We start from the raw sequence: 15,440 nt of genomic DNA on the forward strand, positions 1-15,440 counted from the left end.
AAGGTGACCCTCCACAAAGACTCCTGACGCAGTCAGTCCGCTCTGCTGAACGCTACAGCAACTCGTCCACCAGCCTCTGGTCCGCCTCGATCTCCACCACCCACAAATCCGGATCGAACCGCCGTTCCTTCTCGAGCCGTGCCTCGATGGCCGTGTCGTCGACGCCCTCCAGCACCGCCGAGAACATCCGCTCGTCGGGACGCGCTTCGCCGTAATCGGACTGCGCGCGCGGAGCATAAAGCGTCGCCTCGCCGAAGCGCGAACGCACGACGACGAAGATCGCGCCGGCCTCGGTCGCGCCGCGCCTGACGACGGCTCCATAGCCGCCCGACGCGAACACCCTTCTGATCGTCGCGGAAACCCATAGGTCGGAAGTAACGCGCATCGTGGTCCCGTCAGTCGGTGAGCCCGATTTCCTTCATCTTGGCATAGGTCGCATCGTCCGGCGTACCGGTCTGCGTCAGGCCAAAAAGGCTCTGGAACTCCTTGATCGCCGCAACGGTCCGCGGGCCGACCTGTCCGTCGAGGTCGATGCCCTGATTGCCGAAGGCGCGCAGTCCGGCCTGGATACGGATGACGCGCTGGTCGCCCGATGCGGGCGCGGAGGCCGTCTGCATCTGGTCGGTCGCCGCGCGCGCGGCCTGCTCCACCGCCTCCGCCTCGCCGTCGACCCGGGTCTTGGCGCCGAGATGGCGCAACAGTTCGCCATCGATGCCGCCATCCGGCGCCAGCCCGAGGCGCTCGCGATAGGCTTGCACCGCCTGGTCGGTCTGCGGGCCCGTCAATCCGTCGATGGCGCCGCCATAGAGCTTCAGGTCGGCGAGGACGCGCTGCACTTCGGCCACGACGGCCTGACGGGCGTCGGGCCGGCTGGCGGCCGCATCCGGCCCCGCCGGAGCCGCTGCCGGCTGCGGCGCTTCCTGTGGCCGGGCCGCAATAGGTGGCTGCATCGCCTGTTGCGGCAGGTCGACCGACGGCGCCAGTTCGAGCCGCGTCACGTCGACGGGCTCTGCCGGCTCGCGCGGCGGCAGGTGCCGTGTCTGGAAGAACGCGCTCTTGTGCTGGTGCGGCTGATACCAGATCGCGTTGGCGGCGATGAAGGCGAAGGTGATCGCGAACGCCGTCACGCCGCCCACGCCCACCGGGCGTTCGGCAATCGCGCGTCCGGTCGCCGCCAGGCCCGCGGCCAGAAGGCCGGGGCTCTGCTTGCGCTTACGCGATTTTGCGGAACGTGCTGCCATTCGCCCTTTGTCCATTTCCATTCGCTGTCGTGTTCAATGCGGTCACCGCCGGAGCGGTGCGCTGCGCGGGAAGGCTGACCGTGACCGTCGTCCCCTCGCCCGGCGCGCTTTCGATGGCAAGCTCGCCATCGTGGAGCGCCACCAGTCCTTTGACGAGGGAAAGGCCAAGGCCGGTGCCTTCGAACTTGCGCGTATAGTCGTTCTGAACTTGCGTGAACGGCTGGCCGAGCCCTGCCAGATCGCTGGCGGCTATGCCGATGCCGTTGTCGGCAACCATCAGCGCGATCCGTTCGCCCCTCGGCGCCGCCGACAAGCGCACCCGCCCGCCATGCGGTGTGAACTTGATCGCGTTCGAGACGAGATTGAGCAGGATCTGGTGAACCGCGCGCTGGTCGGCATCGAGTTCGCCCATGTCGTCGCGGCCCGCGATTTCGAGCGCCACGCCCTTTTCGGCCGCCTGGCTTGCCATCAGCGAGACGGTCAGTTCCATCGCGCTGACGAGTTCGAACGGCTCGGGATGGATGGCGTAGGCGCCTGCCTCGATCTTCGAGATGTCGAGGATCGAATTGACTACCGCCAGAAGATGGTTGCCCGCCTCCCGGATCAGGCCGACATGCTCGGCCTGCTTTACCGGCAACGGGCCCGAAACCGCCTCGTGAAGCAAAAGATCAGAAAAGCCGATGATCGCATTCAGCGGCGTGCGCAATTCGTGGCTGACGGCGGCAAGGAAGCGGCTCTTGGCCACTTCGATCGCCGCCGCCTGGTCCGCCGCATCGTCGAGCGCGGCGCGCAGGTCCGCGATTTCGCTCGCGTCGCGCAGGATCGCCGTCCATGCGCCTTCGCCGCGCAGGAGTTCAAGGCCGACATCGACATGTGCGACGTCGCCCGCCAACGCGCCGGGCACGCGCAGCGTCAGATGGAGATGCTGGGGTTCGGTGCGGTCCGACCCGAGCGCACACAGAAGCTTGACCCGGTCGCTCACCCGCACGCGCTCGAAGAAGCCGGTTCCCGTCAAAAGGTCGGGTTCGAGATGCAGGATGCGGCGCGCCTGGGCGGATGCGCCGACCACCTCGCCTTCGCGCGTCAAGGTCAGGATCACCGCGTCCATGCGTGCATCGAGGCTCGGTTCCACTGGCTGCATCTGCGGCCGCGCCGTCAACAGCGCGACCAGACGCGGCAGGGCGACGATCACGTATCCGAGCGCGGCGGCCGCCGCAGTCATCGTCGCCGTCGCCCCGGCCGCATCGCCTGCGAAGAACGTTGCTGCGCCGAGCGGGGTCGCGATCAGGGCCGCCCTTCCGGCGGCGACGTGCGAGCCGGAAACCCAGGCCGTCTCGCCGATCATGGCGATGGCAAGAAGAAGGAGCGCCGGCGCAGGTGCGCCCATCCATATGCCTACGGCACCTGTCACCAGCGCCGATCCGAGGCCGAAGCCGGCGACGAGACGGAAATGCCGGCCCGAGGCGGCGATCACCACCTGCGTCCACGAAAGAGCGAAGATCGCGGCCGCGACGCCCAATGCAGCATTGGCGCCCCAGGCGCCAAGCGCCAGCGGTGCGGCGATCGCGGTCAGGAAGAAGGGTACGCCGAGCTGAACCGCGATCAGCCGTGCCTGGCGCTGGCGCGCCTCGGCATCCGACAGGCGCGCATGAACCAGCCGCTCGCAGGAGCCAAGGAACTGGCCCATCCAGTCGCAGGATCGGATTCGGCTAGATTTCAACGCAACGCACTCGCACACAGCCCGCTTTTCGCGGGTCGACATCATTGCGATCACCCTCGCATCCAGCGTTTAAGGAAAGGATAAAGCGACCCGATCCGTGGTCGAAAGACGGGCTCGCGCGGCCCCTGCCGCCATCGTTTGCGAGGATGGTAAAGCGTTCGTAACCGGCGTTTTCGACCCGCCGTCGCTGCCGATCGCACCGCGCCGGGCCGCACGATTGCGCCCTTTCCGGCATCGCGCGCCGGTCTTCTTCAAAGGACTTCAGAACGATCGTTAAAACTTGAATCGAATTTGCCGAAAATTACCCTGCCGTCCTCAAGCAGCCTTTTTCGTCCTCATGCTTTGATCTCATCGAAGCCGGCACGGGGAGCGCCGGCGACGGGGAAAGATGATGATCGGATTTCTGTTCAAAAGCGCGTTCTGGCTGTCGGTAGCCCTCTTCTTCATCCCGCTCGCCCCGGTGAGCGAGACAGGAGAGCCGCAGGTCGGCGCCTTCGATGCGTTGTTCGCCGCCCGCGAGGCGATCAGCGACGTCACCGGCATCTGCGAGCGCAAGCCGGAAGTTTGCGAGGTCGGCGGCGCGCTCGTCGGCTCGATGGGCGTCCGGGCCCGTGAGGGGGCACGCATGGCCTATGAGGCGCTCGACGGCCAGTTCGGCACGCAGGAAAGCGAGAGCATGCTCGCCGGCCCGAGCGAGACCGTGCCCGCCTTCGATGCCGAAATGACGACCGGCAGCGTCCCGGCAACGCCCGCCGCGACCTTTTGAGGTGACGATCGGCGCGCCGACGCCTATATCCGCTGCATGAGCACCAGCATCGACCAGATCTACGACGATTTCGCCTTCCTCGACGAATGGGAAGAGCGATACCGCTACATCATCGACCTCGGCGCGAGCCTGCCCGCCTATCCGCAGGACGCGCGCGACGCCGCGCACAAGGTGCAGGGCTGCGTCAGCCAGGTGTGGCTCAACTCCACCATCGGCGAAGGCTCCGATCCGGCGATCTCCTATGAAGGCGATTCGGATTCGCACATCGTCAAGGGGCTGGTCGCCATCGTCCTCGCGCTTTATTCCGGCCGCCGCGCCTCCGAGATGCTCGCCATCGACGCCGACGGCGTCCTCAAGCGCCTCGGGCTCGACGAACACCTCACCCCGCAACGCGCCAACGGCCTGCGCTCGATGATCAAGCGCATCCGCATGGAAGCGGCGAGTGTCGCCGAAGCCGCGCCGGCGAGCTAGATTTGCGGCCGGTAATCGGCCGTTCCCCAATGCAGCATGCCCCGCCGTCGCTCGCGGCGCTGCGGGTGATAGTGGCGGGCAAGCGCGCCGAGCGCCGTCTTGAGCATCAGCTTGGCCGAGCGTCGCGGCCAGCCGCGTTCCGTCTCGACCTGCTCGAGCCCCTTCAGGAAGCAGCAGATATCGACGAGGATGCCGCTCAGTTCCGGCCCGATGGCGTCGATGGCACGGTCGACCCGCTGGCGCGCGGCGAGCGCATCATCGCTCAGGTCGGCTTTGGCATTGCCGCCCCCTCGCCGCCCGGCGCAGACGCCGGCCTCCCAGTTGGCGCTGAGACGCGGCGCGATCTGGCCGAAACCGTAGTCCGCCCGCAAACGCTCGCCCGCCTCGACCTCACCGGCGGACAGGAAGGCCCGACCATCCCGATCCTTGCGTTGCGCCAGCGCGGCGAGCGGGCTTTCGCGCAGATTGACCGTCGCGAGTTCCCGCACGCCGCCGATCTCGACCGTCCGCAGGTCGCGCTCCTGATGCTGGACCTGGAAACGGTCTTCGGGCGATGCCATGGCGCGCGCCAGCCAGGCCGATCCCTCACGCGAGACCGATAGGCCCGCACCGGCACGGGCGGCCAGCCCCCGTTCCATCGCGTTGCGCAGCGTGGCGGTCGGCACCTCGATCGCGCCGCGTTCGCCCGCGTCGATCCGCATCCGTCCGGGACGTCCGCCAGCCTCGCACCGCGCCGCGCCCTTCGAAAGAAAACCGATCAGCCGCACCAATTGCCTGTCGTCCATGCCCGCCCTCATATCTGTTCGCGGCGCACGAGCACGCGCACCAACCGCTCGACCTGATCGACGATTCCGTCGAACTCGCCATCCTCCCGCCAGTCCTCGACGAGGTTGACGGCGTGCTGCACCGTCGTGCGGTCGCGGGCGAATCCGCAGCCGACATTCTTCATCGGAATCTGCAGAACCGTATGAGCCGCATACATGCCGATCTGCCGCACCTTGGCGACCGGCGCCGGTGAGCGCGTCGGATTGCGGATTTCCCTGCCCGAGACGTTGAAGAACGCCGAGACGATGTCGATCACCGCCTCGCATTCGCTCATCCAGCGCTCGTCGGTCTTCTTCGAAGCGGGATAAGGCGATGGCGGTTGCTCCGCCGAGGGGATTTCGGGATCAGTCCTTCGTTTCGCCGCCGCCACCGTTCACCTCCGAGATAGGAATAAATGCTTTCTATCCCGGATTTGGCAGCATGAGAACAAATATCGAACATCAAAAGTTTCGATTTCCACCAAATGATTGAATCCAATCCGGATTTCCGGATCGATCCAGAGCATCGACAGGAAACTTATCCCCCCGCTCCGAACCTGCGCGCAGGATCGTCGCCTCAAGCCGAGGAGAGAGCAAAGTGGATCTGAAGAGCGAAGCACGGATGTTCGTGGTCGAGAACGAAGCGCGCCGGCGCCAGGCGATGCAGCGCGTGGCGCTCCTGTGCACTTGCGGCATCGAGATCGACCGGCTTCAGACGGCCGACGCGTCGAAGCGCGGGGACCTTGCCAGGCGCCTGAAGCGGTTGATCGAGCGCGAGCGCATCCGCGGCAGCAATCGCCACTGGAGCTACGACCTCAATCGGCACATCGCATTGAAGCAGGCGCTGGACGAGATCGACGTCGGGGTGGCCCCCAAGAAAAAGCCGACGCCCGGAAGGCGTCGGCGGAAACTGGTCGACTATGCGTGAGGCAGCGCGCTCAGCGCGCCTTGCGCTTGCGCCCCAGCCCCATTTTCTTGGCAAGCTGCGAGCGTGCGGCGGCATAGTTGGGCGCCACCATCGGATAGGTGGCGTCGAGGCCCCACTTCTCGCGATACTGCTCGGGCGTCAACCCGTAATGGGTCATCAGGTGGCGCTTGAGCGACTTGAACTTCTTCCCGTCTTCCAGGCAGATGATGTAGTCGTCATGCACCGACTTCTTCGGGTTGACCGCCGGCTTCTGCTTGTCGGCAGGCACAGCCTCGGGCGGCGTTCCGACGCGTCCAAGCGCCATATGCACGTCGGCGATCAGGTTCGGAAGTTCGCCGACCGGGACGGGATTGTTGCTGACATAGGCGGCAACGACGTCCGCCGTCAGTTCGATCAACATGTCGCTGTTTCGCTGCAGGTCTTCAGAGAGTTCCATTTTCGGCCCCAATAATTGTCAATCGGTAGAGCGCCGGTCTTTTTCGATTCGCCGGTTCTGTTTCACCGCCAGCGACGAATCCACAGTGCTTGATTAACAATTGGTACGAATAATAGAGCAAGTCAATTAATCTTGCGGATTATTTACCGGGCAAATTGGACTACGCGATGCTTTGCACCCATACGAAAGTTCGATATACCGAAACATCGGCCCAGTTGTAATCGGAAGTTGCAAACATCTTGCGGCAAATGCGACGATCAGACGTCGTCACGATGCTGGCGTGTTGCCTTCTGCTCGCGAATTTTGACGATCATCTCGTCCTTGACGGACTTGTCCCATAATTTGTAGCCCGCCTCATACGAAGCCTTGGCAAGAAGATGTGCGGCGACGGGCGCCGTCAGCAGAAGAAACACGAAGCCGGCGATGGCGCGCATCACCGTAGCGGTATCGTCGGCGTGGACGGCAAGTGCCAGCAGGATCACGCCGGAGCCGAGCGTGCCGGCCTTCGAGGCGGCGTGCATCCGGCAATAGACGTCAGGAAACCGGTTGATGCCGATCGAGGCGACCAGCGAGAAGGCGGCGCCGCCGACGATCATCAGCCCGACGACGACATTCAAAACCGCCTCAATCATCGCTCACCTCCCGCAGATTTCGCTCATCCTCCTGCTTCACCCAAAGCGAGCCTTTCGCCATGACGAAGCGTGCGAATGCCACCGTCGCGAGGAAACCGACGAGGCCGAGCGAGATCGCCACGTCGACGTAAAGGGTGAAACTGGTGCGGATGCCGATCAACGCGATGAAGCCGACCGCGACGACGACCAGCATGTCGAGCGCGACGATCCGGTCCGGCAAGGTCGGTCCGACGATGACCCGGTAAGTTGTCAGGAGAAACGACAGACTGAGCAGGATCAGCCCGATATATTCCGCGACCGACAGAAACCCTTGCGGAAAGCTCATCGGAACGCCTCCATGATCTTGCGTTCGAAGCCGGTCGCGATGTCGTGGCGCAACTGGTCCGGATCGGAACAGTCGAGCGCGTGGATGAACAGGAAGCGGCGGTCCTCGGACACGTCGACGGAGAGCGTGCCCGGCGTCAGGGTGATGAGATTCGCCAGCATGGTGATCTCGGCATCCTTGTCGACCTTGAGCGGGTAGACGAACATCCCCGGCTTGATGTCCATCCTCGGCGACAGAACCGTCATCGCGACGGTCCAGGAGGATTTCACCAGTTCGACGAGGAACAGGAACGTCAGCGAGACGACGCGGCGCATCCGCGCCAGGTAGCCGAGCGAGCCGATCTCCTTGCGGATCAGATAGAGCGCGCCGGCACCGAGGATGAAGCCGAAGAGGAGGTTCAACAGCGTGAACGAACCGGTCACGCCGCCCCAGGCCAGCGCCAGCAGGACATTGACGAGAAGCAGGGTCATGAGCCGCCTCCGGCAGGCAGGACGAGCAGCGAATAGCTCGCCGGATCGAGCAGCGATGCGGCCGCAGCATCGGCCATTGCGAGCACCGGCTCCGGATAGAGCCCGATCCACAGGATCGGCACCATGATCAGGACTAGTGCGAACATGCCCGAACGGTCGAGCGGCGTCGCGGGCACCACCGTGCCATCCACGCGCGGCCGCCAGAAGGCGAGCGCGAAGACTCGTCCCAGCGCCAGCGTCGTCATGAGGCCGCTCAGGAGGATCGCAAACGCCAGCCACCCGCCCTCGCCATCGAGCGCGGACTTGACCAGCATCACCTTCGGCCAAAGTCCCGAGCCGGGCGGCAAGCCCGCGGCGGACAGAACGAGCAGCAGCGCCATCGCCGCCAGCAGCGGATGCGAGCGGTAGAGCCCGCCCAGTTCGCTCAGCGAATACGTCCCTCCCGCCTTGCGCATCAGCGCGACGAGCAGGTAGAGCGCCGCCATCACCAGCATGGAATGCACTGCATAGAGCACGGTGCCGGCGAGCCCCATCCGGTCGCCGAGCGCGAGCCCGGCCATCATGATGCCGATGCCCGAAATGACGATGTAACCCATGATCCGACGGATATCGGTCTGCGCCAGCGCGCCGATCACGCCGAAGATCATGGTCAGGATCGCGACGACGGCGATGACGCCCGACAGCGCGCCGCCCTCTTCGGGAAAGAGCAGAAAGAGCGTGCGCAGCAGCGCATAGATGCCGACCTTGGTCAAAAGCGCGCCGAACAGCGCGCCCACCACCAGCCGCGGCGTGTGGTAGGAGGCGGGGAGCCAGAAGTGCAGCGGAAACGCGGCCGCCTTCATGCCGAAGGCGACGAGATAGAGCGTCGCCAGCATCGTCAGCGGCGCCTCTTCGCGCAGGCCGTCGGCCTTGAGCGCGATGTCGGCCATGTTGAGGGTGCCGAACACGCCGTAGAGCAGGCCCGTCGCGATCAGGAACAGCGTTGTCGCGACGAGGTTCAGGATCGCATATTTGAACGCCCCGTCGAGCTGCGCGCGCTCCGAGCCGAGGATCAGGAGCCCGAAGGACGAGATCAGGAAGACCTCGAACCAGACATACATGTTGAAGATGTCGCCCGTCAGGAACGAGCCGCCGACGCCGGTCATCAAGAGCAGCAGGAACGGATAGAAGCCGTAGCGCTTGCCGGTCACGTCGATCGAGGTGGACCCGAACAGCGCGCAGACGAGCGCCACCAGCGCCGCGGTCGTCGCCAGCAGAAGGCCCAGCGTATCGGCCACGAAGGTGATGCCGAAGGGTGGCAGCCATCTTCCCATCGTCATCGCGAACGGCCCCTCGTCGAGGACGCGGGAGAGGAGGACGACGTTGGAGATAAGCACGACGCCGATCACGGCCAGCGCGATCGGCGCGTGGAGTTTCGGCCGGCTGCGCAGCATCACCAGAATGGCGGCGGCCAGAAGCGGAAGCGCCACGGGGAAGACCAGCAGCCAGTCCGCCAGCGCCACGCGCTCGACGATCATGGCCTGCGAGATGTCGACGCCGTACGGGTTCGAAGCGGATTCCATCTGTCCTCAGTAGCTCAATGGCGGCAGCGGATCGGCCTTCGGCTCGGCGATGCGCATCTCTTCGGTGTTGTCGGTGTCGAGGTCCTGGTAGGCGCGCCATGCCAGGACCAAAAGGAAGGCGAAGAGGGAGAAGGAGATCACGATGGCGGTGAGCACCAGCGCCTGCGGCAGCGGATTGGCCGTCGCGATCTCGGGCACGTAGAGGTCGGGCGGGATCACCGGCGGCACTTCGCGCGTCAGCCGTCCGGCGGTGAAGATCGACAGATTGGCCGCATTGCCGAGCACGACGACGCCCAGCATGATCCGGATCGTATGCTTGGACAGGAGCAGATAGACGGCGACGGCGAAGAAGATGCCGACCAGGATGGAAAGCGCGGTCTCGATCATTCGTCGTCCCTTTCCTCGAGCGCCAGCGCGACGGAAGTGATCGCGCCGAGGACGACCAGATAGACCCCGATGTCGAAGAACAGCACCGAGGAAAGTTCGAACTCGATGCCGGGGATCGGCGGCGCCCAAAGGCCGGTCATGAACGGCACGCCGAACAGGATCGAGGCGAGCCCGGCCAGCACCGACATTGCGAGGCCGGACCCCGCGATCGCCATCGGGTGAAACCGCATCGCGCGCCGCGCCGAAGCGACGCCGCTGGCAATGCCGTAGATCGCGAAGGCCGAGGCGGCGAGCAGCCCGCCGATGAAGCCGCCGCCCGGATCGTTATGGCCGCGCAGCAGCACGAATACCGAGAAGATCATCATCAGCGCCGAAAGATAAGGCGCGATGGTGCGAAGGATCAGCGTCTTCATGCCACCGTCTCCCTGCTTTCGGACGCCACCTGCGGTTCGGCATGCTCGACGCGGCGGCCGAGCCGCACGCGCACCAGCGCCAGGATCGCCAGCCCCGCGGCCATCACCACCGCGATCTCGCCCATCGTATCCACGCCGCGATAGTCGACGAGGATGACGTTGACGATGTTGCGGCCATGCGCGATCACGCGCGAATATTCGGTGAAGAACACGCTCAGCGCCGGGTCGAAGGTCAGCGACGTCACCTTGAACAGCGCCAGCATCAGGCCAAGGCCGCACAGGCTCGCGACGGTGACGTCCAACGCCTTTTCGCGCGTCGGCCGATGATCCGATTTCGCCAGCTTCAGCCGCGTCATGACGAGCGCGAGAATGACCACCGACAGCGTTTCCACCATGAACTGGGTGAAGCCGAGATCGGGGGCGCCAAAGAGCAGGAAGATCAGCGCCACGGCAAAGCCCTGAATGCCGAGCGAGACGATCGCGGTCAGCCGGTCGTCGGCATAAAGAACGGCGCCGAGGCCGATCACGGCGAGCGCCAGCACGACGATCTCATAAAGCGTCAGAACCGGAAGCTGCGGGAACGCCGGCATCTCGTCTGCCCCGACGAGCGGAACGAGGAACGCGGCTGCTATGACGGCGAAGGTCAGCGTCATATAGGTTTCCATCCGCCCGTTCTGGATCAGGCCGGTCAGCCGGTGCGCGCCGCGCACGATGCCGCGCAGCACCTGGTCGAAGCCGCGGTCCGGGCCCCAGCCAATCGCGCTGAGAACGGCGCCAACTCGCGCCCGTACGTCGCCGAGCGTCCGGTAGATCGCATAGCCGAGCGCGATGGTGACCAGCGAGAGCAGGAGCGGCATGCCTATGGACGGAATCAGCGAAATATAGATGTCGAGCGGTTCGCCCGCGACCGCGCTTGCCATCGGGATCGAGAAGAGCCGGTGCGTCAGCGGCGAAACAAGCGCGGCCAGAAGGCTCGCGCCCGCCAGCACCACCGGCCCCAGCCAGAGCAGAGGCGGTCCTTCATGTGCATGGTTCGGCGTCTTCACCGCCGCGCCGAGAAACGGCTTCAGCGCCACGGCGAAGCCGATCGCGAACATCAACGCGTTGCCGAGAATCGCGACGAGCGTGAACAGCGCCGACCAGGTGTTGGCGAAGCCAAGCGCATAGTAGATTTCCTCCTTGGCGAGGAAGCCGAAGAGCGGCGGCAGGCCGCCCATCGACACCGCCGCGACCAGCGCCGCGCCGAATGTGATCGGCATCGCCTTGCGCAGGCCGCCGAGCCGCGTCACGTCGCGCGAGCCGGCCTCGTGGTCGATGATGCCGGCCACCATGAAGAGCGCGCCCTTGAACAGCGAATGGGCGATCAGGTAGAGCACCGCCGCCTCGATCGCGTGCTCGGAGCCGAAGCCGGTCAGCATGACGAGAAGGCCGAGCGAAGCGACCGTCGTATAGGCCAGCATCAGCTTCAAATCGCTCTGGCGCACGGCCAGGAACCCGCCGACGAGCAGCGTCACTCCGCCGAACAGCGGCAGCACCGTCTCCCAGAGGGCCGTATCGCCCATCACCGGGTTGAGCCGCATCAGGAGATAGACGCCGGCCTTCACCATCGTCGCCGAGTGCAGATAGGCCGACACCGGGGTCGGTGCTTCCATCGCGTTGGGCAGCCAGAAATGGAACGGGAACTGCGCCGATTTCGTGAACGCGCCACCCAGGATCAGCACGAAGGCAAGGCCGTAGAGCGCGCTTTCGCGCAACGCATTTTCGGTCTCGAGAAGGGCCGAAAGGCTGGTCGCGCCCGTCGCTTTCCAGATGACGAGAAGCCCCGCCAGCAAGGCCAGCCCGCCCATCCCCGTCACGATCAGCGCCTGCATCGCCGAACGCCGCGAAGCCTCGCGCGAATGGTCGAAGCCGATCAGCAGGAAGGAGGTGATCGAGGTCAGTTCCCAGAACACGAAGAACATCAGGAACGAGTCCGAGATCACCAGCCCCTGCATCGCGCCCATGAACATCAAGATGAACGAGAAGAACCGCCCCAGATGCGCGTGGCCCTTCAGGTAGCCGCCCGAATAGAGAACGATGAACGTGCCGATGCCGGTGATCAAAAGCGCGAAGGTCAGCGAGAGACCGTCGAGGAACCACGAGAATTCGACGCCGAGGCTCGGCACCCAGTTGCGCGAGCCGGTCACGGCCTCGCCCGATGCGACGGTCCCGACGAGGCTTGCGAAGTGGATGAACAGGAAGGCCGGGACGATCGCCAACACCCAGGCGGCCTTGTGGCCCATGCGCCGGGTCAGGGCCGGCGCGAGCGCGGCGGCGACGAACGGAAGAAAGAGCGCGATGAACGTCAGCGAGTTGCCGTCTGTCTCCATCCCGTATTATCGCCCCGCCAATTCGGTTTCCGGTTCAAGTTCGAGTGCCGATCCCTTACAGACTGAAATCGTGCCTCACAAGACCACTCATGACGATGCGACATCCCTGTCCGCAACGATTTCGTGTCCCGCCCGCCCGATGACATTCGACCAGTGCGCACCTACATTGCAGCCAGTTCGATAAGGATCATGCCATGGAAAAGACCATGCTCAAGATTGAGAAGTCAGACGCCGAGTGGCGCGAACAATTGACGCCTGAACAGTATCGCGTAACCCGCAAGCACGGCACCGAACGCGCATTCACCGGGCCGAACTGGGACACCAAGGAACCCGGTCTCTATAGCTGCGTTTGCTGCGACAAGCCGCTGTTCCGATCCGAGACCAAGTTCGATTCGGGCACCGGCTGGCCCAGCTTCTACCAGCCTGTCGATGCCGATGCCGTCAGCGAGCACAAGGACCGCTCCTTCTTCATGACGCGCATCGAGGTGCGCTGCGCCGATTGCGATGCCCATCTTGGTCACGTCTTCAACGACGGCCCCACACCGACCGGACTGCGCTACTGCATGAACGGCGTGGCGATGAATTTCGACCGCGACTGACCGCTGCCGTTTCGAACGGGCGGCGCCGGGAAATGCCCGCGCCGCCTTTTCCATTTGAAGACCCCGAGGATTCATGAATTTCGCCAAAACCGCCTCCCTGCCCGCCGCTCCCGTCGCGCCGAAGCACGACCATTCGCACAGCCATCACGGCGTCACCGTCACCGACCCCTATCACTGGTTGCGCGCGGAAAACTGGCAGGAGGTCTTCAAGGACCCGGCGACGCTCTCGCCCGAAATCCGCGCCCATCTGGAAGCCGAGAACGCCTACCAGGCGGCGCTTACCGCCGGCGAGGAAGAGCTGCGCAAAATGCTCTTTGCCGAGATGAAGGGCCGTATCAAGGAGGACGATTCCTCCGTGCCCATGCCGGACGGGCCCTTCGCCTACGGCTCGTCCTTCGTCCTTGGCGGTGAGCAGCCGCGTTTCTTTCGCACCCCGCGCGGGGGCGGCGCCGAGGAGATCGTCCTCGATGGCGACCGCGAGGCCGAGGGCAAGCCATATTTCCGGCTCGGCGGCGTTGACCATTCCAGCGACCATTCCCGTCTCGTCTGGTCCTATGACGACAAGGGCTCGGAGTTCTACACGCTCAAGATCCGCGATATCGCATCCGGCACTGACCTTGCCGACCTGATCGCCAACACCGGCGGTTCAGGCGATTGGGACGCAGCGAATACCGGCATCTTCTATACCGCGCTCGACGACAATCACCGCCCGTCGAAGATCTTCCACCACCGCCTCAGCGATCCGCAGTCGGCCGACCGCCTGATCTACGAGGAAACCGATCCCGGCTTCTTCATGAGTGTCGGCGGCACGCGCACGAACGACTGGATCTTCATCGGCATCAATGACCACGAGACCACCGAATACCGCGTCCTGCCCGCCAGCGATCCGAGCGCCAAACCGATCATCGTCGCCCCACGCCAGACCGGCATCGAATACGAGTTGGAGGAAGGCGGAGACGTCTTCTTCATCCTCACCAATTCCGGCGGCGCCAAGGACTTCCGCATCATGTCCGCGCCGGTCGCCGATCCGCGGCCGGAAAACTGGACCGAGCTCGTCCCGCACGAGCCGGGCCGGCTGATCCTCGCCATCATGGGCTTTCGCGATCATCTCGTGCGCCTCGAGCGCAAGGACGGCCTGCCGCGCATCGTCGTGCGCGAGCGCGCGTCGGGCGAAGAGCACATGATCGCCTTCGACGAGGAGGCCTATTCGCTCGGCCTCGTCGGCTCGCTCGAATACGACACCAGCGTCATCCGCTTTTCCTATTCGTCGATGACGACACCCTCGCAACTCTTCGACTATGACATGAAGACCCGCGAGCGCACCTTGCTGAAAACGCAGGAAGTGCCCTCCGGCCACGATCCGGAAAACTATGTCACGCTGCGCCTGATGGCGAAGGCGGAGGATGGCGAACTCGTCCCTGTCTCGATCCTCCACCACAAGGATACGAAGCTCGACGGCTCGGCGCCGTGCCTTCTCTACGGCTACGGCTCCTACGGCATCACCATTCCCGCCTCGTTCAACACCAACTGCCTGTCGCTGGTCGGTCGCGGCTTCGTCTACGCCATCGCCCACATTCGCGGCGGCAAGGACAAGGGTTTTGCCTGGTACGAACAGGGCCGCCGCGAGAACAAAGCGAAGACCTTCCGCGACTTCATCGCGGTCGCCCGTCATCTCGTGGCCGAAAACATCACCGCGCATGACCGCATCGTCGCGCAGGGCGGCTCGGCCGGCGGCATGCTGATGGGCGCGATCGCCAACATGGCGCCGCAGGATTTCGGCGCGATCGTCGCCGAAGTCCCTTTCGTCGACGTCCTCAACACCATGCTCGACGCCTCGCTCCCGCTGACCCCGCCCGAATGGCCCGAATGGGGCAACCCGCTGGCCTCGCCCATCGACTACGGTCGCATCGCCTCCTGGTCGCCCTACGACAACGTCGCGGCGCAGGATTACCCGCCCATCCTAGCGCTGGCCGGCCTCACCGATCCGCGCGTCACCTATTGGGAGCCGGCCAAATGGGTCGCGCGGCTGCGCGAGATGAAGACCGACGACCACCCAGTCCTCTTCAAGATCAACATGGACGCCGGCCACGCCGGCGCCTCGGGCCGCTTCTCGCGGCTCGAGGAGATCGCCTATGTCTACGCCTTCGCGCTGAAGGCGGTGGGGAAGGTTTAAGACAGCACAGCGCGTCGAGCACCCCCACTCCGTCCCGCTGCGCGGGCCACCTCTCCCCCTGCCCGGGGGAGAGGAAATGCGCTTCGTCGGCGTCGGCGCTTTTCCAGCTTGGGTTCCTCTCCCCTTTTGAGGGGGAGAGGTGGCG

Annotated in this window: 18 protein-coding genes; 5 read left to right on the top strand and 13 right to left on the bottom strand. The window is 64.9% G+C overall.

The features are described from left to right. Positions 1 to 52: 52 nt before the first annotated feature. From ACT6QU_RS00330 to ACT6QU_RS00340, 3 genes are read right to left on the bottom strand one after another with little or no spacing between them, the layout of a single operon-like run. Positions 53 to 385 (bottom strand): DUF1491 family protein, encoded by a 333-nt coding sequence (locus ACT6QU_RS00330; RefSeq protein WP_444563858.1) that lies wholly within the window; start codon positions 383 to 385, stop codon positions 53 to 55. Positions 386 to 395: 10 nt separating this feature from the next. Further along, positions 396 to 1,241, bottom strand: coding sequence for a peptidoglycan-binding domain-containing protein (locus ACT6QU_RS00335; RefSeq protein ID WP_444563857.1), 846 nt, complete (start codon positions 1,239 to 1,241; stop codon positions 396 to 398). Then, a complete protein-coding gene (locus tag ACT6QU_RS00340; protein ID WP_444563856.1) occupies positions 1,213 to 2,961 on the bottom strand; it encodes a sensor histidine kinase in 1,749 nt (582 codons plus the stop codon). Before ACT6QU_RS00340 ends, ACT6QU_RS00335 begins: the two co-directional genes overlap by 29 nt. 391 nt (positions 2,962 to 3,352) lie before the next feature. On the opposite strand from ACT6QU_RS00340, the gene ACT6QU_RS00345 reads away from it, so the two are divergent. Together ACT6QU_RS00345 and ACT6QU_RS00350 are read left to right on the top strand one after the other, a co-directional pair. Then, positions 3,353 to 3,727, top strand: a complete 375-nt coding sequence (locus tag ACT6QU_RS00345; RefSeq protein ID WP_444563855.1) for a DUF5330 domain-containing protein — start codon at positions 3,353 to 3,355, stop codon at positions 3,725 to 3,727. A 36-nt stretch (positions 3,728 to 3,763) separates the two neighbouring features. Beyond that, positions 3,764 to 4,198 carry a SufE family protein gene (locus tag ACT6QU_RS00350; protein WP_444563854.1) on the top strand — a complete coding sequence of 145 codons (435 nt, stop codon included), beginning with the start codon at positions 3,764 to 3,766 and terminating at the stop codon, positions 4,196 to 4,198. On the opposite strand, the gene ACT6QU_RS00355 is transcribed toward ACT6QU_RS00350, so the two are convergent. After that, positions 4,195 to 4,983, bottom strand: coding sequence for a DUF6456 domain-containing protein (locus tag ACT6QU_RS00355; protein WP_444563853.1), 789 nt, complete (start codon positions 4,981 to 4,983; stop codon positions 4,195 to 4,197). The genes ACT6QU_RS00350 and ACT6QU_RS00355 overlap by 4 nt on opposite strands. Before the next feature lie 8 nt (positions 4,984 to 4,991). Further along, entirely contained in the window at positions 4,992 to 5,297 is a 306-nt protein-coding gene (locus ACT6QU_RS00360; RefSeq protein ID WP_444563852.1) for a helix-turn-helix domain-containing protein, read from the bottom strand. A gap of 326 nt (positions 5,298 to 5,623) precedes the next feature. Here ACT6QU_RS00360 and ACT6QU_RS00365 point away from each other — a divergent pair, with 326 nt between their 5' ends. After that, positions 5,624 to 5,929, top strand: a complete 306-nt coding sequence (locus tag ACT6QU_RS00365) for a cytoplasmic protein (RefSeq protein ID WP_444563917.1) — start codon at positions 5,624 to 5,626, stop codon at positions 5,927 to 5,929. Between the two features lie 10 nt (positions 5,930 to 5,939). Here ACT6QU_RS00365 and ACT6QU_RS00370 read toward each other — a convergent pair whose 3' ends face one another. From ACT6QU_RS00370 to ACT6QU_RS00405, 8 genes are all read right to left on the bottom strand, one after another. Continuing rightward, positions 5,940 to 6,365: a MucR family transcriptional regulator gene (locus tag ACT6QU_RS00370; protein ID WP_024586461.1), complete on the bottom strand. Its 426-nt coding sequence runs from the start codon at positions 6,363 to 6,365 to the stop codon at positions 5,940 to 5,942. A 257-nt stretch (positions 6,366 to 6,622) separates the two neighbouring features. After that, positions 6,623 to 6,997 carry a monovalent cation/H(+) antiporter subunit G gene (mnhG, locus tag ACT6QU_RS00375; protein WP_444563851.1) on the bottom strand — a complete coding sequence of 125 codons (375 nt, stop codon included), beginning with the start codon at positions 6,995 to 6,997 and terminating at the stop codon, positions 6,623 to 6,625. Beyond that, entirely contained in the window at positions 6,990 to 7,322 is a 333-nt protein-coding gene (locus ACT6QU_RS00380) for a cation:proton antiporter (RefSeq protein ID WP_444563850.1), read from the bottom strand. Before ACT6QU_RS00380 ends, mnhG begins: the two co-directional genes overlap by 8 nt. Continuing rightward, positions 7,319 to 7,792 carry a Na+/H+ antiporter subunit E gene (locus ACT6QU_RS00385; RefSeq protein ID WP_444563849.1) on the bottom strand — a complete coding sequence of 158 codons (474 nt, stop codon included), beginning with the start codon at positions 7,790 to 7,792 and terminating at the stop codon, positions 7,319 to 7,321. Before ACT6QU_RS00385 ends, ACT6QU_RS00380 begins: the two co-directional genes overlap by 4 nt. Next, positions 7,789 to 9,354: a Na+/H+ antiporter subunit D gene (locus tag ACT6QU_RS00390; protein ID WP_444563848.1), complete on the bottom strand. Its 1,566-nt coding sequence runs from the start codon at positions 9,352 to 9,354 to the stop codon at positions 7,789 to 7,791. Before ACT6QU_RS00390 ends, ACT6QU_RS00385 begins: the two co-directional genes overlap by 4 nt. Before the next feature lie 6 nt (positions 9,355 to 9,360). Next, positions 9,361 to 9,741: a Na+/H+ antiporter subunit C gene (locus tag ACT6QU_RS00395; protein WP_029660266.1), complete on the bottom strand. Its 381-nt coding sequence runs from the start codon at positions 9,739 to 9,741 to the stop codon at positions 9,361 to 9,363. Further along, positions 9,738 to 10,154: a Na+/H+ antiporter subunit B gene (locus tag ACT6QU_RS00400; RefSeq protein WP_024586467.1), complete on the bottom strand. Its 417-nt coding sequence runs from the start codon at positions 10,152 to 10,154 to the stop codon at positions 9,738 to 9,740. Before ACT6QU_RS00400 ends, ACT6QU_RS00395 begins: the two co-directional genes overlap by 4 nt. Continuing rightward, complete coding sequence (locus ACT6QU_RS00405; protein ID WP_444563847.1) at positions 10,151 to 12,523, bottom strand: putative monovalent cation/H+ antiporter subunit A; 2,373 nt, start codon at positions 12,521 to 12,523, stop codon at positions 10,151 to 10,153. The genes ACT6QU_RS00400 and ACT6QU_RS00405 overlap by 4 nt, the downstream gene beginning before the upstream one ends. Positions 12,524 to 12,717: 194 nt before the next feature. Between ACT6QU_RS00405 and msrB the strand changes: the two genes are divergently transcribed. After that, entirely contained in the window at positions 12,718 to 13,122 is a 405-nt protein-coding gene (msrB, locus tag ACT6QU_RS00410) for a peptide-methionine (R)-S-oxide reductase MsrB (protein WP_444563846.1), read from the top strand. 73 nt (positions 13,123 to 13,195) lie between these two features. Beyond that, a complete protein-coding gene (locus tag ACT6QU_RS00415) occupies positions 13,196 to 15,295 on the top strand; it encodes a S9 family peptidase (protein WP_444563845.1) in 2,100 nt (699 codons plus the stop codon). The last annotated feature ends 145 nt before the right edge of the window (positions 15,296 to 15,440 follow it).

Source organism: Aliihoeflea sp. (assembly GCF_052435475.1).
Taxonomy (GTDB): domain Bacteria; phylum Pseudomonadota; class Alphaproteobacteria; order Rhizobiales; family Rhizobiaceae; genus Aliihoeflea.